The organism is Klebsiella sp. CN_Kp066 (genome assembly GCF_040065135.1).
Lineage (GTDB): Bacteria > Pseudomonadota > Gammaproteobacteria > Enterobacterales > Enterobacteriaceae > Klebsiella > Klebsiella oxytoca.
In genome coordinates, this window is sequence record NZ_JBEAIU010000040.1 from 90,476 (window position 1) to 109,614 (window position 19,139).

General features: G+C 54.9%; 18 protein-coding genes. 15 read left to right on the forward strand and 3 right to left on the reverse strand.

The window, feature by feature from the left end; translation table 11 throughout:
* Window positions 1-62: 62 nt before the first annotated feature.
* The gene (gene xthA / locus ABLV75_RS16080) at window positions 63-869 is read right to left on the reverse strand and encodes an exodeoxyribonuclease III (protein WP_004101319.1); all 807 of its coding nucleotides are present in this window, start codon (window positions 867-869) and stop codon (window positions 63-65) included.
* A gap of 445 nt (window positions 870-1,314) precedes the next feature.
* Here xthA and ABLV75_RS16085 point away from each other — a divergent pair, with 445 nt between their 5' ends.
* The 8 genes from ABLV75_RS16085 to ABLV75_RS16120 all read left to right on the forward strand — a co-directional run bounded on the left by ABLV75_RS16085 (window position 1,315) and on the right by ABLV75_RS16120 (window position 10,976).
* A complete protein-coding gene (locus tag ABLV75_RS16085) occupies window positions 1,315-2,535 on the forward strand; it encodes an aspartate aminotransferase family protein (RefSeq protein WP_004101321.1) in 1,221 nt (406 codons plus the stop codon).
* Window positions 2,532-3,566: an arginine N-succinyltransferase gene (gene astA, locus ABLV75_RS16090; protein WP_004101323.1), complete on the forward strand. Its 1,035-nt coding sequence runs from the start codon at window positions 2,532-2,534 to the stop codon at window positions 3,564-3,566. Before ABLV75_RS16085 ends, astA begins: the two co-directional genes overlap by 4 nt.
* Window positions 3,563-5,041, forward strand: a complete 1,479-nt coding sequence (astD, locus tag ABLV75_RS16095) for a succinylglutamate-semialdehyde dehydrogenase (protein ID WP_004101325.1) — start codon at window positions 3,563-3,565, stop codon at window positions 5,039-5,041. The genes astA and astD overlap by 4 nt, the downstream gene beginning before the upstream one ends.
* Complete coding sequence (gene astB, locus ABLV75_RS16100; protein ID WP_004101327.1) at window positions 5,038-6,363, forward strand: N-succinylarginine dihydrolase; 1,326 nt, start codon at window positions 5,038-5,040, stop codon at window positions 6,361-6,363. Before astD ends, astB begins: the two co-directional genes overlap by 4 nt.
* Window positions 6,364-6,372: 9 nt before the next feature.
* Window positions 6,373-7,335, forward strand: a complete 963-nt coding sequence (gene astE, locus ABLV75_RS16105; protein ID WP_004101329.1) for a succinylglutamate desuccinylase — start codon at window positions 6,373-6,375, stop codon at window positions 7,333-7,335.
* A 352-nt stretch (window positions 7,336-7,687) separates the two neighbouring features.
* Window positions 7,688-8,170: an ATP-independent periplasmic protein-refolding chaperone Spy gene (gene spy / locus ABLV75_RS16110; RefSeq protein WP_004101331.1), complete on the forward strand. Its 483-nt coding sequence runs from the start codon at window positions 7,688-7,690 to the stop codon at window positions 8,168-8,170.
* 216 nt (window positions 8,171-8,386) lie between these two features.
* On the forward strand, window positions 8,387-8,929 hold the full coding sequence (locus ABLV75_RS16115) for a LemA family protein (protein ID WP_004101333.1): 543 nt from the start codon (window positions 8,387-8,389) through the stop codon (window positions 8,927-8,929).
* Between the two features lie 4 nt (window positions 8,930-8,933).
* Window positions 8,934-10,976: a DUF2207 domain-containing protein gene (locus ABLV75_RS16120; protein ID WP_004101336.1), complete on the forward strand. Its 2,043-nt coding sequence runs from the start codon at window positions 8,934-8,936 to the stop codon at window positions 10,974-10,976.
* Between the two features lie 180 nt (window positions 10,977-11,156).
* On the opposite strand, the gene cho is transcribed toward ABLV75_RS16120, so the two are convergent.
* Window positions 11,157-12,017, reverse strand: coding sequence for an excinuclease Cho (gene cho / locus ABLV75_RS16125; protein WP_004101337.1), 861 nt, complete (start codon window positions 12,015-12,017; stop codon window positions 11,157-11,159).
* Window positions 12,018-12,120: 103 nt separating this feature from the next.
* The gene (gene nadE / locus ABLV75_RS16130; protein ID WP_004101338.1) at window positions 12,121-12,948 is read right to left on the reverse strand and encodes an ammonia-dependent NAD(+) synthetase; all 828 of its coding nucleotides are present in this window, start codon (window positions 12,946-12,948) and stop codon (window positions 12,121-12,123) included.
* A gap of 230 nt (window positions 12,949-13,178) precedes the next feature.
* On the opposite strand from nadE, the gene osmE reads away from it, so the two are divergent.
* From osmE to chbG, 7 genes are all read left to right on the forward strand, one after another.
* A complete protein-coding gene (gene osmE, locus ABLV75_RS16135) occupies window positions 13,179-13,517 on the forward strand; it encodes an osmotically-inducible lipoprotein OsmE (protein WP_004101339.1) in 339 nt (112 codons plus the stop codon).
* 286 nt (window positions 13,518-13,803) lie between these two features.
* Complete coding sequence (chbB, locus tag ABLV75_RS16140) at window positions 13,804-14,124, forward strand: PTS N,N'-diacetylchitobiose transporter subunit IIB (RefSeq protein WP_004101340.1); 321 nt, start codon at window positions 13,804-13,806, stop codon at window positions 14,122-14,124.
* Between the two features lie 168 nt (window positions 14,125-14,292).
* Window positions 14,293-15,651 carry a PTS N,N'-diacetylchitobiose transporter subunit IIC gene (gene chbC, locus ABLV75_RS16145; protein ID WP_004101341.1) on the forward strand — a complete coding sequence of 453 codons (1,359 nt, stop codon included), beginning with the start codon at window positions 14,293-14,295 and terminating at the stop codon, window positions 15,649-15,651.
* Window positions 15,652-15,705: 54 nt separating this feature from the next.
* Window positions 15,706-16,053 (forward strand): PTS N,N'-diacetylchitobiose transporter subunit IIA, encoded by a 348-nt coding sequence (gene chbA / locus ABLV75_RS16150; RefSeq protein ID WP_004101342.1) that lies wholly within the window; start codon window positions 15,706-15,708, stop codon window positions 16,051-16,053.
* Window positions 16,054-16,065: 12 nt separating this feature from the next.
* The gene (gene chbR, locus ABLV75_RS16155) at window positions 16,066-16,905 is read left to right on the forward strand and encodes a transcriptional regulator ChbR (protein ID WP_071530309.1); all 840 of its coding nucleotides are present in this window, start codon (window positions 16,066-16,068) and stop codon (window positions 16,903-16,905) included.
* 102 nt (window positions 16,906-17,007) lie between these two features.
* The gene (locus ABLV75_RS16160; protein ID WP_004101344.1) at window positions 17,008-18,354 is read left to right on the forward strand and encodes a 6-phospho-beta-glucosidase; all 1,347 of its coding nucleotides are present in this window, start codon (window positions 17,008-17,010) and stop codon (window positions 18,352-18,354) included.
* 12 nt (window positions 18,355-18,366) lie between these two features.
* The gene (chbG, locus tag ABLV75_RS16165) at window positions 18,367-19,125 is read left to right on the forward strand and encodes a chitin disaccharide deacetylase (RefSeq protein ID WP_004101345.1); all 759 of its coding nucleotides are present in this window, start codon (window positions 18,367-18,369) and stop codon (window positions 19,123-19,125) included.
* The last annotated feature ends 14 nt before the right edge of the window (window positions 19,126-19,139 follow it).

The window sequence follows — 19,139 nt, forward strand, 5'->3', positions numbered from 1 at the left end:
TACGGCGGCTTTTTTGATATGGCTCAGGCTCTCCGGGCGGGAGAGCCTGACAGAGGGCATCATCAGACTTTAAAGGTGGCCCATACCGGGGCATGGTCGGAGGGTTTTTCCATGCCGCGAATTTCGTAGTCGATGCCGGTCTCGATACAGCGCTGCGCCAGCGGGTGGCTGGCCAGCAGCAGGTCGATACGCAGCCCGCGGTTATCGTCAAAGCCCTTAGAGCGATAGTCGAACCATGAGAAATGTTCGTTGTCCTGCGGGTTCGCATGGCGGTACGTATCCACCAGGCCCCAGCCCAGCAGGCGCTCCATCCATTCGCGCTCTTCCGGCAGGAATGAACATTTGCCGGTACGCAGCCAGCGCTTGCGATTCTCTTCGCCGATGCCGATATCAAGATCGGTAGGGCTGATGTTCATATCGCCCATAATCAGCACCGGATTCTCTTTATTCAGTTCGGTATCAAGGTAGTTCTGCAGATTCTGATAAAAGGCCGCTTTCGCCGGGAATTTGGTTTCATGATCCCGGCTTTCGCCCTGCGGGAAATAGCCGTTGATTACCGTCACGTTGCCAAACGGAGACGGGATTTCCGCCATGATAATGCGGCGCTGGGCCTCTTCACCATCGTTGGGGAAGCCGCGGCGCACCGAGATCGGCGTCTCTTTGGTCAGCAGCGCGACGCCGTAATGGCCTTTCTGCCCGTGATAAAAGACGTTATAGCCCAGCTTTGCCACCTCTTCGAGAGGAAACATATCGTCGTGAACTTTGGTTTCCTGGAGGCCGATGACGTCGGGTTGGTGTTTGTCGATGATGGCGGCCAGCTGATGCGGGCGGGCACGCAGGCCGTTGATATTAAAAGAGACAAATTTCATAGTCGCTGCCACTGTGCAAGGTGAATAGTGCAGGGATGGTAGCAGAAATTCGCCGGGCTGGCTGCGCAAAGGCGCTTTATTCTGCCAATTGCAGCGGTTGGTAGCCTGTTTGCACAAATGTGTGCACCATTCTGGAACGCGCTGCGCCAAAAAAGGGCAGTAATTGCTAACAAATTTCGTCAAGGATCACAATTACAGAATTATATTTTATCTCTGCATAATCTTTCTTTTTATTCCACTATCAAAGCCTCTTTTAGCGTATTTATTCACTTATTATGCATTTCGTGTGAATAGAGTGCGTCTATAACTTGTTGATATTTCGTTGTCTACTGCGATTTATGCATTTTTACCTCTGGCTGGCACGAACCGTGCAATCTACATTTACAGCGTAATAACCATATTCATTAACATTATTTAAACTTTTTGTTTACCGGAAGAGGTCGATATGTTTCAGTCAATTACGCGTAGCAACTTTGATGAATGGATGATGCCTGTATACGCGCCAGCGGCTTTTATTCCGGTACGCGGCGAAGGGTCACGCCTGTGGGATCAGCAGGGGAAGGAGTATATCGATTTTGCCGGCGGCATTGCGGTTAATGCCCTCGGCCATGCGCACCCGCAGCTGGTTAAGGCGCTGACCGAACAGGCGGAGAAATTCTGGCATACCGGCAACGGCTATACCAATGAGCCGGTACTACGTCTGGCTAAGCAGCTCATTGACGCCACTTTTGCCGACCGGGTCTTTTTCTGTAACTCGGGGGCTGAAGCCAACGAAGCGGCGCTAAAACTGGCGCGCAAATATGCCCACGATCGTTTCGGCAGTGAGAAAAGCGGCATCGTGGCATTCAAGAATGCCTTCCATGGCCGCACGCTGTTTACCGTTTCTGCGGGCGGTCAGCCGGCCTATTCACAGGATTTTGCGCCGCTGCCGCCGCAGATTCAGCACGCTATCTTTAATGACCTCGACTCGGCAAAGGCGCTGATCGACGACAATACCTGCGCGGTGATCGTTGAACCGATGCAGGGGGAAGGCGGCGTCGTACCAGCGGATGTGGAATTCCTGCGCGGCCTGCGTGAGCTGTGCGATGCGCACAATGCGCTGCTGATTTTCGATGAAGTCCAGACCGGCGTCGGCCGTACCGGGGAGCTGTACGCCTATATGCACTATGGCGTGACGCCGGACGTGCTTTCCACCGCGAAAGCGCTGGGCGGCGGTTTCCCGATCGGCGCGCTGCTGGCCACGGAACGCTGCGCCAGCGTAATGACCGTGGGTACTCATGGCACCACCTACGGCGGCAACCCGCTGGCCTGCGCGGTGGCGGGGGAAGTCTTTGCCATCGTCAACACGCGTGAGGTTCTCAACGGCGTTAAGCAGCGCCATCAGTGGTTTAGCGAACGGCTCAACGCCATCAACGCCCGGTACGGCTTGTTTAAAGAGGTTCGCGGTCTGGGGCTGCTTATTGGCTGCGTGCTGAAAGATGAATATGCCGGCAAGGCGAAAAACATCAGCAACCTGGCGGCGGAGGAAGGGCTAATGATGCTGATTGCCGGCGCCAACGTGTTGCGCTTCGCACCGGCACTGATTATCAGCGAAGACGAAGTCAATAGCGGCCTGGATCGCTTCGAGCTGGCCTGCAAACGCTTTCTCTCGGGGGTCTCATCATGATGGTGATCCGTCCAGTCGAAAAAGGTGACCTGCCGGGGTTAATGACGCTGGCAGGCGAAACCGGCGGCGGCCTGACATCGCTGCCGGCCAATGAGGCCACGCTGGCCGCGCGCATTGAACGTTCACAGATGACCTGGCGCGGCGAGCTGCCGAAAAGCGAACAGGGGTATGTATTCGTTCTGGAGGACTGCACCAGCGGCGCGGTGGCGGGAATTTGCGCCATTGAGGTGGCCGTAGGGCTTAACGACCCCTGGTACAACTATCGCGTTGGTACGCAGGTCCACGCATCGAAAGAGCTAAACGTCTATAACGCCCTGCCGACGCTGTTTCTCAGTAACGACCATACCGGCAGCAGCGAACTGTGTACCCTGTTCCTTGATCCAAAATGGCGAAAAGAGGGCAACGGCTATCTGCTGTCGAAGTCGCGTTTTCTGTTTATGGCCGCCTTTCGTGAACGCTTCAACGATAAGGTCGTGGCGGAAATGCGCGGCGTAATTGATGAGCACGGCTACTCGCCATTCTGGGAGAGCCTCGGGAAACGCTTCTTCGCGATGGAGTTTTCCCGCGCCGACTATCTGTGCGGCACCGGGCAAAAAGCGTTTATCGCCGCGCTGATGCCGAAGCACCCGCTGTATATCGACTTCTTAAGCGATGAAGCGCGGGCGGTTATCGGCGAGGTTCATCCGCAAACCGCCCCGGCCCGCGCGGTGCTGGAAAAAGAGGGATTCCGCTATCTCAACTACGTCGATATTTTCGACGGCGGTCCGACGCTGGAATGCGAAATTGACCGGGTGCGGGCCATCCGCAAAAGTCGGCTGGTTACCGTCGTTGAAGGCGAACCCGAGGCGGGAGAGTGGCCGCCATGCCTGATCGCCAATGAACAGTACCAGCACTTTCGCGCCATGCTCGTTCACGCGGACCCGGATAGCGACCGCCTGGTGCTAAGCGCGCGTGAGTTAGATGCCCTGAAATGCCATTCCGGTGAACAAATTCGCCTGGTTCGCCTGTGCCCTGAGGAGAAAAAATCATGAGTTTATGGATCAATGGCGACTGGCAAAGCGGTCGCGGCCCGGCCCGACAAAAACATAACCCGGTAAGCCAGGCGCTACTGTGGCAGGGACGGGATGCCGATGCTGAGCAGGTTGCGCTGGCGGTCAGCGCGGCGCGGCGGGCATTCCCCGCGTGGGCGCGCCAGCCGTTTGCCGCCCGCAAAGCGATAGCAGAAAAGTTTGCTGCTTTACTTGACGTGAACAAAGCTGAATTAACCGCCATTATTGCTCAGGAGACCGGCAAACCGCGCTGGGAAGCGGCGACGGAAATCACCGCGATGATCAACAAAATCGCGATTTCAGTAAACGCTTACCATAGTCGTACGGGGGAAGCGCAAACCGCACTGGCCGACGGCGCAGCCACTCTGCGTCACCGGCCGCACGGCGTACTGGCGGTGTTTGGTCCCTACAATTTTCCCGGACATTTACCAAACGGACATATTGTTCCGGCGCTGCTGGCGGGCAATACCGTGGTGTTCAAACCCAGCGAGCTGACCCCACAGAGCGGCGAAGCGGTGGTAAGGCTTTGGGCAGAAGCCGGCCTGCCGCCCGGAGTGCTTAACCTGCTTCAGGGCGGTCGGGAGACCGGCGAAGCGCTGAGCGGTCAGTCAGATATCGACGGTCTGCTGTTTACCGGCAGTTCTGCCACCGGCTTTCAGCTCCATCGCCAGCTTGCCGGCCAGCCAGAAAAAATACTCGCTCTTGAGATGGGCGGCAACAATCCGCTGATCGTCGATGAGCCGGAGGATATCGATGCCGCCGTTCATCTCACCATTCAGTCGGCATTTATTACTGCAGGCCAGCGCTGTACCTGCGCGCGTCGGCTGTTGGTGAAGCGTGGTGAGGCTGGCGATGCGTTTCTTCGCCGTCTTGTGACAGTGTCACAAAAACTTATTCCTGACGCCTGGGATGCAGAGCCGCAGCCTTTCCTCGGGGGACTGATTTCAGCGCAGGCGGCGCAGAAAGTGCATCAGGCCTGGCTGACACACGTCTCCAACGGCGGCCAAACGCTGCTGGAGCCGCGTCTGCTACAGGCCGAAACGTCGCTGCTGACGCCGGGTATTATCGACATGAGCGAGGTCGCGCAGGTGGCCGATGAAGAGGTTTTTGGCCCACTGCTCTGCGTCTGGCGTTACGACCATTTCGATGAGGCGATTGCGCTTGCTAACGCGACCCGCTTCGGGCTTTCCTGCGGGCTGATCTCCGCCGAACGCGAGAAGTTCGACCAGCTGCTGCTGGAGGCGCGCGCCGGTATCGTGAACTGGAATAAACCGCTCACCGGCGCCGCCAGCACCGCGCCGTTTGGCGGGACCGGTGCTTCCGGTAACCATCGGCCGGGGGCCTGGTACGCCGCGGATTATTGCGCCTGGCCGATGGCCAGCCTGGAATCGCCGGAGCTGTCGCTCCCGGTCGCGCTCAGCCCGGGTCTGGATTTTGGCCAGGAGAGCTCACAATGAACGCCTGGGAAGTGAACTTTGACGGGCTGCCGGGCCTGACCCATCACTATGCGGGATTATCTTTCGGCAACGAGGCTTCGACCAAACACCGCTATCGGGTGTCAAATCCGCAGCTGGCGGCAAAGCAGGGGCTGAAAAAAATGAAAGCCCTGGCGGATGCGGGCTATCCGCAGGGGATCATCCCGCCGCAGGAGCGGCCAAACATCCCCCTGTTGCGCCAGATTGGCTTTAGCGGTAGCGATGAGCAGGTGCTGGAAAAAGCGTCGCGTCAGGCGCCGGAGCTCCTCTCGGCGGCCAGTTCAGCCTCATCAATGTGGGTGGCCAACGCCGCTACGGTCTCGCCATCGGCGGATTCGCTGGACGGCCGGGTGCATCTGACCGTCGCCAACCTCAATGATAAATTCCACCGCTCCAGCGAAGCGCCTACCACCGAGGCTTTGCTGAAGGCGATTTTCCCCGATGAGCAGCGGTTTGCCGTACACGGCGCGCTGCCCCAGGCCTCGCTGTTCGGTGATGAAGGGGCGGCAAACCATAACCGTCTCGGCGGCGACTACGGCGCCCCTGGCGTGCAGCTGTTTATTTACGGTCGTCAGCAGGGTGGGGAAGAGAGCCCGCAGCGCTACCCGGCGCGGCAGACGCTGGAGGCCAGCCAGGCCGTTGCCCGCCTCAACCAGGTCAACCCACGGCAAGTGATTTTCGCCCGTCAAAACCCGGCGGTGATTGATAAGGGCGTATTTCATAACGATGTGATTGCGGTAAGCAATCAGCAGGTGCTGTTTTGCCACGAGCAGGCGTTTGTCGATCAGCCGCAGCTCCTGCAGCAGCTGACGGAGCGGGTTGCTGGTTTTACGCCGCTTGTGGTGCCGACGGGTCAGGTATCGGTAGAAGAGGCGGTGGCGACCTATCTGTTCAACAGCCAGCTGCTGAGCAAACGCGAGGGCGGAATGCGGCTGATTCTGCCGCTGGAAGCGCAGGAGCATCTGGGCGTCTGGCGTTATCTGAACCGGCTGGTGGAGGGCGATAACCCGATTGATGAGCTTCAGGTTTACGACCTGCGCGAGAGCATGGCCAACGGCGGCGGCCCGGCCTGCCTGCGTCTTCGGGTGGTGCTGACTGAGAACGAGCGACGAGCGGTGAATCCGGCGGTCATGATCGACGACGCGCTGTTCGCCACTTTGAATGATTGGGTAGACCGCTACTATCGCGATCGCCTGACCCAGGCCGACCTTGCGGATCCGCAGCTGCTGCGCGAAGGTCGCGAAGCGCTCGACCGCCTGACGCAAATCCTGCGCCTCGGCTCCGTATATCCGTTTCAGCAATAAGGAGATGTCGTGGACGACTTTCTGGCATTAACGCTGGCTGGGCGTTTGCCCCACCATTTTCATGGCCAAACGGCGCACTTCCGCTGGCACTGGATTGACTGCGGTATACTGCAGCTCATTCCCCATGAGCCCTGCGAGCGCTCGTTGGTATTGTCCGCCGGGATCCATGGTAACGAAACCGCGCCGGTCGAAATCACGGATTTACTGCTGCGTCAGTTGTTCAGCGGGGAGTTGCCGTTACGCTGGCGGTTGCTGGTGGTCTTCGGCAATCCTTCGGCGCTGAGGGCCAATAAACGCTATCTGCACAGCGATATTAATCGGATGTTTGGTGAGCGCTGGCGGGCTTTCAGCGTCAGCGATGAAACCGCTCGCGCCCGGCAACTGGAGCATGCGCTGGCGCGCTTTTATGCGCCGGGTAGCGGTGAGCGCTGGCACCTGGATTTACATACCGCTATTCGCGGATCGCTGCATACGCGCTTTGGCGTCCTGCCAGCGCGCGATAAGCCGTGGGATGAAGCATTCCTGGGCTGGTTAGGGGCGGCTGGCCTGGAAGCGCTGGTCTTTCATCAGCAGCCGGGCGGCACCTTTACCCATTTCAGTAGCGAACGTTTCGGCGCGCTCTCCTGCACGCTGGAACTGGGAAAAGCGCTTCCTTTTGGCGACAACGATCTCAGCCAGTTTGCCGCGACGCAGCGCGCGCTGGCGCGTCTGCTGGCCGGCGAGAGGGCGTTGGCTGCAGGTGATTCGCCGCTGCGCTACAGAGTGGTGCAGCAAATTACCCGCAGCAGCGACAAATTTCAGCTGCATATGTCGGCGCAGACGCTAAACTTCACCCCCTTTTCTGCCGGGACGCTGCTGGCTGAAGATGGTGAAACCCGCTATGTCGCGGCTAAGGAGCCAGAATATGTGCTGTTTCCCAACCCCGGCGTAGCTTTTGGCCAGCGAGCCGGGCTGATGCTCGAACGCTTCTGAATATGCTGTCGCCCTGGTGGGCGATGGCATTTATTTTGCTGGCTGTTTTTTTCTTTAGATCTTAATTTTTTGTGCGCTATCGGCTGATTGCGGATTATTCCTGGATAAATGCTTTGTTTTTAATCTGCGCTGGTTTATAGTCTTCATAATTTCTCGATAAAACAGCCTGTTAATTATTTTTTCTTGCAATTATCTCCCCATAATCCTTATTTTCTCCATAATTGGTCAGAAACTGTTTTTTATACTTTCAATGTTTTACGCTTGCTCTGACTAATTGACGATAAACGTCGTAAAGTTAATCTCGTCAACACGGCAACGCGCCGTAAGAATAACGCAAAGTAAGGATTGAACGATGAAAAAGATTACAGCTCTGTTTGTTGCCTCTACTCTGGCTCTTGGCGCGGCTAACCTGGCTCACGCGGCTGATACTACGGCAACCTCAGGCGAGACCGCGCCGATGATGCATCATAAGCGCGGCCCGGCGGGCCCACATGAAATGATGTTTAAAGGTCTGAACCTGACCGACGCGCAGAAAACGCAAATTCGCGACATCATGAAGAGCCAGCGCGACAATATGAAGCGTCCGTCCCTGGATGAGCGCCGCGCGATGCATGAACTGGTTGCCAGCGATACCTTCGATAAGGCAAAAGCGGAAGCGCAGATTGATAAAATGGAAGCCCAGCATAAAGAAATGGCGCTGGCTCGACTGGAAACTCAGAACAAGATTTACAACATTCTGACCCCGGAACAGAAAAAACAGTTCAATGCTAATTTTGAGAAGCATCTGACAGATCGTAAAGCGCCGGAAGGTAAAATGCCTGCACCAGCTGAATAATTCAGCGCGCTGACTTAAGACCGCCGGTCTTGCCCAATAATGCCAACAGGCTTTGGGCAGGGCCGGCGGTTTTTTTATCTGCGGCGGGGCAACGGCAAAACGCCGGTGAAACCTGATTTACCCGACAGGGGCGAATATGCGAGGATGAGGCCTCAACCGTTATCATGGGCGCAATCACCCTGACTCTGCTGCCCGCTATCGCTTCGGATTTTGCATATGGAAATGTATATCGGCCTCGCCGTCCTTGTTGTCGTCCTCGTCTGGGTTATCATGACCTATAACCGCTTTATCTCCCTGCGTCGTTTCAAAGACGAGGCCTGGAGCGGCGTCGCTGTACAGCTTAAGCGCCGCCACGATCTGGCGCCCAATCTACTGAGTCTGGTGAAACGCTATGCACAGCACGAAAAGGAATTGCTGGAAGAGCTGGGCCGCCAGCGTAGCGTACTGGTCGGCAGCACCCGACAGATAGCCGACAGCGAACGCCACTATTCCGCTACGCTGGGACGTATTTTCGCGCTCGGCGAAGCCTGGCCGGAACTCAAAGCCAGCGACAACTTCCTCTCATTACAGCAATCGCTTAATGAAATAGAAGAGCAGCTGCAGATGGCTCGCCGCTACTTCAACGGTACGGTGCGCGATATGAATATTCTGGTCGAGTCTTTCCCCAGCCTGCTGCTGGCGCGACTATTTAAATTTAAAGCAGAAGCTTTCTTTGAACTGGACTCACCGGAAGAAGCTAAATCTCCACGGATGGAGTGATTAAATGCTCTGTTTAACTCTGCGGGTAGTGCACGCGTTCGTATTGCTGTTGCTGCTGCCTGCCAGCGCAGCATTCTCCGCAAACAACCCGATTATTATTAGAGATGCTTCTCAACTCCCCGCTGGCGCTATTCCGGCGTATGAACATATCCTCTCTTTTGATTCCCGGGCGCGCTTTAGCCCGAACGGCAGCATGGCGATTGAGGAGAATATCAAGGTACTTGCCCTGGGGAAGGAGATTCGGCGAGGGATTTTGCGTACGCTTCCCCTCACGTGGAACCGCCAGGATGGCAAAATCTTCCGTGTTGACTATACGATCGAATCGGTGTCGCGCGATGGCATCTCTGAGCCATTTAGCCTTGATGAGGCAGCAAAAAGCCTGACGGTACGTATCGGCAGCGGCGAAAAGATATTAAAACCAGGGATCTATTACTATCGGATTCGCTATCAAATCAGCAACCATTTCAGCCGATTTCCTCTGTGGGATGAACTGTACTGGAACGTGACGGGCAATGACTGGGCCTGGCCAATTAGCAAGGCCAGCTTTAGCCTGACGCTACCGGATAGCGCCGCAAATCTCAACGCTGACGCCAAAGATGCCAGGCTGCGCTCAATTGATGTTTATACAGGGATCGCAGGCGCGAAAGAGCACAACGCAACGATTCTGCCCGACGGTAGCGTGCGCACTCTGCGTCCGCTGGCAAAGGGGGAGGGGCTGACGGTTGTTTATACCTGGCCGCGGGAGATACTTGCCCGCGCTCCGGCGCCGGAGGCCGCTTCGCCGCTGGTGCATTTACTTTTCCCCAACCTGAAAACCTGGGTGATATGGCTGCCGCTGCTGTTCATGCTCGTTTATTATCTGCTCTGGTGGCGGAAGAACGTCACCCAGGCCGGGTTGAGAATGCCGTCTGTTGTGCCGCTCTTCTCGCTGCCTGACTCCATGTCGCCAGGCCACCTGCGTTTTATTACCCGGCGTAAATATGACGATGTGGCTTTTAGCAGCGATTTATTAGCGCTGGTCGCGAAACGCGGGATGACGCTGACGAGCGACAAAAATCCATCCCGCAGCCCGTGGCGATTAAATTCCGGCATCAAACAACGGCTGACCCGCCTCCCCGTTGAGGGAAACAGACGGTTAAACAGAGACGATCTCCAGCTATTAAGCACCCTATTTAAAGGCAAACAGAAAAATATCGATCTCAGTAAGGCCCATCAGCGGTCAGTGCAGAGTGCGCGTAAACGTCAGGAGACGCGTTGTGAAGAACAGCGGGCTAAACTCTTTCGTAAATGGGGGCAACCGCTGCGGCGCTGCATCTACATTGCGCTGCTTGTTCCGGTAGCGTGCGGTCTTTGGGTTAATGCGGAGGCCGCGCTGCTGACGATACCGGCGGCGGTTTTTATGCTGATCGGCGGTTCGCTGCTGGCTTTTTTCTTGCGGTTTCTTTGTCATCCTCGGGAGATGTGGCGCGACTGGGGCCCCGCCCCGGTACTGTTTTGTGCCTCTTTTGGTATTTTAGCGATGCTCGGCGGAAGCAATTTTCTGTTGGGAATGTTGCCCATAACCCAACTTCCCGCCGGATATATTGGCGCGCTGCTGATGGCGTTCGCCCTGTGCGTTTTTGTTGGCTGGAAAACGCCTCGTTATACGCAGCGCGGGTTGGATGAGCTGGCCGTCGCCAAAGGACTGAAGCTGTATCTTGGCACCGCTGAAAAGAACCGCTATCAGATTATTTACCCGCCTGCGCAGATGATCTCCCATTTTGAAGAACTACTGCCCGTAGCGTTGGCGCTTGGCGTGGGGAAAACCTGGGCGAACACCTTTGCCCACTATCTGAGTAGTACTGGCGCTCTGTCGGAAGCGTTTGCCGGTGCCGGCTGGGAAAGCGTGCATCATTTCAGCGAGTCCTGTCGAATCTCCTCTATATCCTCGCCGACCAGCGGTTCAGGGGGCGGTTCATCATCGGGTTCAGGCTATAGCGGTTCCGGCTCTTCCGGTGGTGGTTCATCCGGCGGCGGCTCAGGCGGAGGCGGTGGAGGAGGCTGGTAATTAAGGGAGACGCCCCGATAACCTACTGGAGATCTTATGCTGGCATCGTGCGTTTCCCGGCAGGTCTTACCGGACTGACGGGAAACGCGTATGGCAGCAGTTTTTAAACCGGGCAAGGCCATATCACCAGGGAATGCGATATGATCTGTTCGTCAGAACAGGCGTGGCCCGCGGTCAGTTTTACAGCGGATGCAGCTTATAGCGGCCGCTAAGCAGCGGTTTACACAGTATTTTATAACCATCATGGTCAAATTTTGCCGCCAGGCGCGTGAGCGATGAGGCCTGCGACAGGGATTCTACGGCGCCCAGCCATAGCCAGTTTTGAATAATATGGTACTGCGTCATATCCTCGCTGCGCTCTTCCAGCGCGATCGCCCCGGCCCATGGCCAGCATACCAGCTGCATTTTTTGCATATTTTCCACCAAACGCTGCTGGTGCGCTTCAACGCTCTCCTTCCCGCAGCAGGCTCCTGCGCAGCGGCCCAGCGCCGAACGAAAGCAGGCGCGCCCGCGGTTGAGCGGCTCGAGTCCCATTAATCCATAACAAAGGCGATGCTCGTCGGCAATTTTTTGCAGCGCCTGCAGCGCGGCGCGGCGATTGGCAAAAAGGCCATAGAGATCGCTTTGTTGCGAGAAATCCAGCTCGCTGGCGTAAACCACCTGCGGTCGGGCGTCAGCCAGGCGCAATGAGCACAGCTGCCGGTTTTGCCGCAGACGTTTATTAAACAGAGGCTGCTGTTCCTTAATGAGCTGCGCTTCTAACAGGAGTGCACCGAGCTCGCCCGCCGTCCGTTGCCAGGTGATGCGTCGTGACTGGCGCAGCATAGCCGCTTCGTCGGGGGTGCGCAGATGCGACAACACCCGGCTGCGGATATTAACGCTTTTGCCGATATAGAGCGGCAGGGTATCGCTTTCGCCGTGAAACAGATATACCCCCGGCTGCCTGGGCAGAGCCTCAAGCCACGGACGCAGATGTTCGGGATACTCATAGATTGCCGCCGCTTCAAATTCGAGACGCGGGGCGGATTGCCTTCTTGCCACTATTGCTCCTGGTGCTGTTTATTTATCCAGTATAGCAGGGGAAGAGCGGAGCGAAAAGGACAATAAATCACCCCAACCGGAGTCGGGGCGAGGGAGGGATGGGTTATTTTTTCCAGAAGTCGTCGAAGACGGTGATTGGCGGGCGGCGTTTGTGCTCGGTTTTCAGATACCAGCCTTCGATCGTTTTCGCGACTTTCTCGTCCAGCGTTTTACCTTCCAGATAGTCGTCGATGTTCTCGTAGGTCACGCCCAGCGCCACTTCGTCCGGCAGGGAGGGGCGGTCGTCCTCAAGATCGGCGGTCGGCAGTTTTTTATACAGGTGCTCCGGACACCCCAGATGGGCCAAAAGCTGTTTGCCCTGACGTTTGTTGAGGCGGAAAAGAGGGTTGATGTCTGTGCCGCCGTCGCCGTATTTAGTGAAAAAACCAGTAATAGCCTCCGCCGCATGATCGGTACCTACCACCACGCCGTGGGTCATCCCGGCGATGCTGTACTGCGCTTTCATGCGTTCGCGGGCTTTTTCGTTGCCGCGAACAAAGTCGCTAAGCTCAATGCCGGCTTCGCGCAGCGCCTGTTCACTGGCCAGCACGGCGCCCTTAATATTGACCGTTAATACACGGTCCGGCTGAATAAAAGCGATGGCGTCCTGACAGTCCTGCTCGTCTGCCTGCACGCCGTACGGCAAGCGAACGGCGATAAACTGCAGGCTGTCGTCACCGGTTTCGGCGCGTAGCTCATTGATTGCCTGCTGGCAGAGCTTACCGGCAAGCGTGGAGTCCTGGCCGCCGCTGATGCCGAGGACCAGTGATTTAATAAAAGGGTATTTCTGCAGATAGGACTTCAAAAAGTCTATGCTGCAGCGTATTTCGGCTTCGACATCGATCTGGGGTTTAGCGCCCAGCGCCTGAATAATCTCTTGTTGTAGCGTCATCGCGCCCTCCGGAAAGTGAATCTGTATGGCAATCAGCAGAGGTTTAACCTACCTCTTTGACGGTAAAACGACAAGGATCACAATTTTGAGTGTAGCAAAAGCAGGCAACCTCAACGGAACGGGCTTTATTATTGGAAAGATCTTAATTTCGCTTCATTTCCACCTTCGGCTTGAAAAATAACGATATTTATTCCAGGCTTATTTACACGCCAAAAAAAAGAGGATGGAATATGAACAAGCATTTTGCAGGATTTCTGGGCGCAGCAGCTGTATTAACCATGCTGGCAGGGTGTACGGCCTATGACCGTACTAAAGATCAGTTCACCCAGCCGGTGGTTAAAGACGTTAAAAAAGGCATGACCCGCGCGCAGGTTGCGCAAATTGCTGGTAAACCTTCATCAGAAGTGACGATGATCCACGCACGCGGTACCTGTCAGACATACATCCTGGGTCAACGCGATGGTAAAATTGAAACCTACTTCGTCGCGCTGGATGAAACCGGCCGTGTGATGAATTCTGGTTATCAGACCTGCGCTGAATACGATACCGACCCGCGCAACAGTAAGTAACATCCCTCCATAGTGCTGATTCCTACGAAAGCCCGACCATTGGTCGGGCTTTTTTATGAGCGCTGATGCTTATTTAATTGCGCGAATTATTTGAGGGAAATGTGAGGGCAGTCAAAACGCGAGGTCAATGAGAGACAATTCTGTTCAAGGAGGAATTATCCTGCCGATGAACGATGCCGTATACTCAATGCATAAACAATACTAATTCAAAGAAACATCTCTTACCGCCTCTCCGGCATCAACGATGCGCTCAGGAGACCCGGTCACACAAATTGAGGAAGCGTTCATGGAAAAGAAACATATCTACCTGTTCTGTTCTGCTGGGATGTCTACATCACTGCTGGTCTCGAAAATGCGTGCTCAGGCCGAGAAGTATGAAGTGCCGGTTATTATTGAAGCATTTCCCGAGACTCTGGCCGGTGAAAAAGGACCTGATGCTGATGTCGTATTATTAGGCCCACAGATTTCCTATATGCTGCCGGACATTCAACGTTTACTACCAAATAAACCCGTAGAAGTTATTGATTCCGTGCTGTACGGTAAGATCGATGGTTTAGGTGTTCTGAAAGCGGCCGTTGCGGCCATTAAGAAAGCTGCTGCGCAATAATTTATATTTTAAAACTCGACATATTTCGGATGGCAATGGTTAAAATTTCGTGAGGGTGTGTTTTAACTGTTTGCTGTCCGAAATACCCTGAGTTTATTTTCCCGTCAAAGAGTAATTTCATCTATCATTGCCGCAATAATTACATTGCGGCCTTAAAGGGTATTTATTATGAGTAAAGTGATTGATTCGCTTGAAAAGGTACTCCTTCCGTTTGCGATCAGAATAGGAAGGCAACCTCACGTCAATGCAATTAAAAACGGCTTTATTAAGTTAATGCCATTGACGTTAGCCGGGGCCATGTTTGTTTTAATTAATAACGTATTTTTGAGCTTTGGCGACGGTTCATTCTTTTATTCAATGGGCATTCGTCTGGATGCCTCGACAATCGAAACACTGAACGGTTTTAAAGCTATCGGCGGCAACGTTTATAACGGTACGCTAGGTATTATGTCGCTGATGGCGCCTTTCTTTATTGGTTCGGCTTTAGCTGAAGAGCGTAAAGTTGACCCAATGGCGGCCGGGTTGCTGGCGGTTGCGGCATTTATGACCGTTACGCCTTATAGCGTCGGGGAAGCCTACGCCGTTGGCGCGAATTGGTTAGGCGGTGCCAACATTATTTCTGGTATCGTAATCGGTCTGGTCGTTGCCGAGATGTTCACCTTTATCGTTCATCGCAACTGGGTGATTACGCTGCCGTCCAGCGTGCCGGCTTCGGTCTCCCGTTCATTCTCAGCGGTTATCCCGGCCTTTATTATCCTGTCTATTATGGGGATTATCTCCTGGGCGCTGACCCACTGGGGAACGAACTTCCACCAGATCATCATGGACACTATCTCCACGCCGCTGGCCTCAATGGGTGCCGTGGTAGGCTGGGCATACGTTATTTTCACCTCGCTGCTGTGGTTCTTCGGCGTACACGGGTCGCTGGCGCTGTCGGCGCTCGATAGCGGCATTATGACGCCATGGGCACTGGAAAACATCGCAACCTATCAGCAGTACGGCTCCGTTGAAGCCGCGCTGGCGGCGGGTAAGAGCTTCCATATGTGGGCCAAGCCGATGCTTGATTCCTACATTTTCCTCGGTGGTACCGGCGCGACGCTGGGCTTGATCATCGCCATCTTTATCGCTTCCCGCCGCGAGGATCATCGTCAGGTGGCGAAACTGGCGCTGCCGTCCGGCATCTTCCAGATTAACGAGCCTATCCTTTTCGGTCTGCCGATTATCATGAACCCGGTGATGTTTATTCCGTTCATTCTGATTCAGCCTCTGCTGGCGGCCATCACCATGACGGCGTATACCCTGGGCATCATCCCGCCGATTACCAACATCGCTCCGTGGACTATGCCGACCGGTTTAGGCGCCTTCTTTAACACTAACGGTAGCGTCGCAGCTCTGCTGCTGGCCCTGTTCAACCTTGCCGTATCGACCCTGGTCTACCTGCCGTTTGTGGTTATTTCCAACAAAGCGCAGGGCGTCATTGAGCAGGAAGAGAGCGAAGAAGATATCGCTAACGCACTGAAATTCTAATATCGAGCGGTACGGGAAGTTTCCCGTACCGTCTGGCAAATTAAGGGAGTCATTATGTTTGATCTGGATAACATCGCAGCAGAAGAGACCGCGGTAAACGACCTCGAAGAGGTGGTGATGGGGCTGATTATCAACTCCGGACAAGCGCGTAGTCTGGCTTATGCCGCGCTGAAGCAGGCAAAGCAGGGAGATTTTGCGGCGGCTAAAACCATGATGGAACAGTCGCGCATGGCGCTGAGCGAAGCGCATCTGGTGCAGACCCAGCTGATTGAGAGCGATGAGGGAGAAGGCAAAATGAAGGTGAGCCTGGTGCTGGTGCATGCGCAGGATCATCTGATGACCTCAATGCTGGCACGTGAGCTGGTTGCCGAATTGATTGAGCTGCACGAGAAGGTACAATAGGTCATCGACACGATGAGGCAACCAAAGATGATGACCACTGAAATCAGTACCGCCCGGGAGCAACAACTCTTTAACGGCAAAAACTTTCATGTGGTCATCTATAACAAAACGGAGAGCGTAAGCGGGCTTCACCAGCATGATTATTACGAGTACACCATCGTTTTAACCGGGCGCTATTATCAGGTTATTAATGGCAAGCGGGTGCTGCTGGAGCGCGGGGATTTCGTTTTTATCCCAATGGGGTCGCACCACCAAAGCTTTTATGAATTTGGCGCGACGCGCATTCTGAACGTTGGTATCAGCAAAAGTTTCTTTGAAAAACACTATCTGCCGCTGCTGCCGTTTGGTCTGGTTGCTTCTCAGGTCTATGCCGTTAAAAGTACTTTTCTCAGTTATATTGAGTCGGTTATTGCATCACTGAATTTTCGCGAAACTGAATTTGACGAATTTATCGAGCTGGTCTCCTTTTATACTCTGAATCGGCTCCGACATTATCGTGAAGAGCCTGCGGAAGACGTCATTCCGCAATGGCTGAAAAATACCGTGGAGGGGATGCACGATAAGCTAAAGTTTGGCGAGGGGGCGCTGGAGAATATGGTTGAACTTTCCGGGAAAACCCAGGAGTACTTAACTCGGGCAACCCAGCGTTATTACGCCAAAACGCCGATGCAGATGATTAACGATATTCGCATCAACTTCGCTAAAAAACAGTTAGAGATAACCAACTACTCGGTGACCGATATTGCCTATGAGTCGGGGTACAGTAGCCCAAGTTTGTTTATTAAAACATTCAAGAAGCTGACTTCTTTTACCCCCAGCAGCTATCGGAAACACCTCACCAGTATTAATTAACCGGGCGCGGAATAGTCCGCGCGGTCTAAATATTCAAATTAACTGTCCGTATTTACACGGAGAGCGGGTATCGCATACGCGTTATCCGCAAGGGAGAAAAAGATGAGCCAGAAATTGAAGGTAGTGACTATCGGCGGCGGCAGCAGCTATACCCCGGAATTACTGGAAGGGTTCCTGAAGCGTTATCATGAACTGCCGATTAGCGAACTGTGGCTGGTGGACGTCGCGGAAGGGCAGGAAAAGCTCGATATTATCCATGCGCTGTGCCAGCGCATGGTGGAAAAAGCCGGCGTGCCGATGAAAGTCTACAAGACCCTCGATCGCCGCGCGGCGCTGGAAGGCGCAGATTTCGTAACGACCCAGCTGCGCGTTGGCCAGCTCAAGGCCCGCGAGAAGGACGAGCGTATCCCGCTGAGCCACGGCTATTTAGGCCAGGAAACCAACGGCGCGGGCGGACTGTTTAAAGGTTTGCGCACTATTCCGGTCATTTTTGACATTGTGAAAGATGTGCAGGAAGTCTGTCCGAATGCCTGGGTCATTAACTTTACCAATCCGGCGGGGATGGTCACCGAAGCGGTTTATCGTCATACCGGCTTCAAGCGTTTTATCGGCGTGTGCAATATTCCGATTGGCATGAAGATGTTTATCACCGACGTTCTGCAGCTGAGCCCGAGCGATGAGCTCAATATCGATCTGTTTGGCCTGAACCATCTGGTATTTGTGCGCGATGTACTGGTTAACGGCGTTTCACGCTTTGACGAGCTGCTGGACGGCGTGGCATCGGGTCGATTGAGCGCTAACTCGGTGAAAAATATTTTTGATTTACCCTTTAGCGAAGGACTGCTTCGTTCGCTGCGCCTGATCCCTTGTTCCTATCTGCTCTACTACTTTAAGCCAAAAGAGATGCTGGCGATTGAAATGGGCGAATACTACAAAGGCGGTGCGCGCGCGCAGGTGGTGCAGAAGGTTGAGAAACAGCTATTTGAGCTGTACAAAGATCCGGATCTGAACGTTAAGCCGAAAGAACTGGAACAGCGCGGTGGGGCGTATTATTCCGACGCGGCCTGTGAAGTGATTAACGCCATTTATAATGACAAGCAGGCCGAGCATTACGTGAACGTGCCGCATCATGGTCACGTTGATAACATCCCGGCAGACTGGGCGGTCGAGATGACCTGTACGCTGGGCCGCGACGGCGCGAAACCGACGCCGCGCATCACGCATTTCGATGAGAAAGTGTTGGGGCTGATTTACACCATTAAAGGTTTTGAAGTTGCGGCCAGCGAAGCGGCTATCAGCGGTAAACTGGACGATGTGCTGCTGGCGCTTAATCTGAGCCCGCTGATCCACTCCGATCGCGATGCTGAAAAGCTGGCGCGGGAGATGATCCTCGCGCACGAGCAGTGGCTGCCAAACTTTGCGGCGACTATCGAAAAACTGAAACAGTAACGGGAGCGGCTAATGGAACGCGTGTTAATCGTCAATGCCGATGATTTTGGTCTCAGCAGGGGGCAAAACTACGGCATTATCGAAGCTTGCAAGAACGGTGTGGTCACCTCCACGACGGCGCTGGTCAACGGCGCGGCGATTAGCCACGCTGCCCAGCTTAGCCGCTGCGTCCCAGAGCTGGCTGTTGGGATGCACTTTGTCCTGACGCTGGGCGAGCCGCTGGCGGCGATGCCGGGGCTAACCCGCGAAGGGCGCTTTGGAAAGTGGATTTGGCAGATGGCGGAAGAGGGCAGCCTGCCGCTGGACGAAATCGCCCACGAACTGGAGCGTCAGTATCAGCGTTTTGTCGAGCTGTTTGGCCATGAACCGACGCATATCGACAGCCATCATCATGTCCATATGATCGCGCAGATCTACCCCATCGTCGCGGCGTTTGCCCGCGAGAAGGGCGTGGCGCTGCGGATCGACCGCCAGCTAGCGACGCTGTCAGGCCTGGCGCAGGATGCCGCGCGCAGTAGTGATGGATTTGCCAGCGAGTTCTACGGGGAAGGGGTTTCGGAAGCGCTGTTTCTGCAAACCCTGGATGCCTCTGTCCAGCGTGAGGAAAAATCGCTGGAGGTGATGTGTCACCCGGCGTTCGTGGATAACACGATAATGGGCAGCGCCTACTGCTATCCGCGACTGACCGAACTAGATGTGCTGACCGCCGGGTCGCTGAAGTATGCGATTGCCGAGCGCGGCTACCGGCTTGGAACCTACCGCGATGTATAAAGGGAAGTGAGAAG

What these genes read in the sequence shown, in the direction of transcription:
- xthA (WP_004101319.1), bottom strand. Translation starts at nt 869, where the DNA reads ATGAAATTTGTCTCTTTTAATATCAACGGCCTGCGTGCCCGCCCGCAT.
- ABLV75_RS16085 (WP_004101321.1), top strand. Translation starts at nt 1,315, where the DNA reads ATGTTTCAGTCAATTACGCGTAGCAACTTTGATGAATGGATGATGCCT.
- astA (WP_004101323.1), top strand. Translation starts at nt 2,532, where the DNA reads ATGATGGTGATCCGTCCAGTCGAAAAAGGTGACCTGCCGGGGTTAATG.
- astD (WP_004101325.1), top strand. Translation starts at nt 3,563, where the DNA reads ATGAGTTTATGGATCAATGGCGACTGGCAAAGCGGTCGCGGCCCGGCC.
- astB (WP_004101327.1), top strand. Translation starts at nt 5,038, where the DNA reads ATGAACGCCTGGGAAGTGAACTTTGACGGGCTGCCGGGCCTGACCCAT.
- spy (WP_004101331.1), top strand. Translation starts at nt 7,688, where the DNA reads ATGAAAAAGATTACAGCTCTGTTTGTTGCCTCTACTCTGGCTCTTGGC.
- ABLV75_RS16115 (WP_004101333.1), top strand. Translation starts at nt 8,387, where the DNA reads ATGGAAATGTATATCGGCCTCGCCGTCCTTGTTGTCGTCCTCGTCTGG.
- ABLV75_RS16120 (WP_004101336.1), top strand. Translation starts at nt 8,934, where the DNA reads ATGCTCTGTTTAACTCTGCGGGTAGTGCACGCGTTCGTATTGCTGTTG.
- nadE (WP_004101338.1), bottom strand. Translation starts at nt 12,948, where the DNA reads ATGACGCTACAACAAGAGATTATTCAGGCGCTGGGCGCTAAACCCCAG.
- osmE (WP_004101339.1), top strand. Translation starts at nt 13,179, where the DNA reads ATGAACAAGCATTTTGCAGGATTTCTGGGCGCAGCAGCTGTATTAACC.
- chbB (WP_004101340.1), top strand. Translation starts at nt 13,804, where the DNA reads ATGGAAAAGAAACATATCTACCTGTTCTGTTCTGCTGGGATGTCTACA.
- chbC (WP_004101341.1), top strand. Translation starts at nt 14,293, where the DNA reads ATGAGTAAAGTGATTGATTCGCTTGAAAAGGTACTCCTTCCGTTTGCG.
- chbA (WP_004101342.1), top strand. Translation starts at nt 15,706, where the DNA reads ATGTTTGATCTGGATAACATCGCAGCAGAAGAGACCGCGGTAAACGAC.
- chbR (WP_071530309.1), top strand. Translation starts at nt 16,066, where the DNA reads ATGAGGCAACCAAAGATGATGACCACTGAAATCAGTACCGCCCGGGAG.
- ABLV75_RS16160 (WP_004101344.1), top strand. Translation starts at nt 17,008, where the DNA reads ATGAGCCAGAAATTGAAGGTAGTGACTATCGGCGGCGGCAGCAGCTAT.
- chbG (WP_004101345.1), top strand. Translation starts at nt 18,367, where the DNA reads ATGGAACGCGTGTTAATCGTCAATGCCGATGATTTTGGTCTCAGCAGG.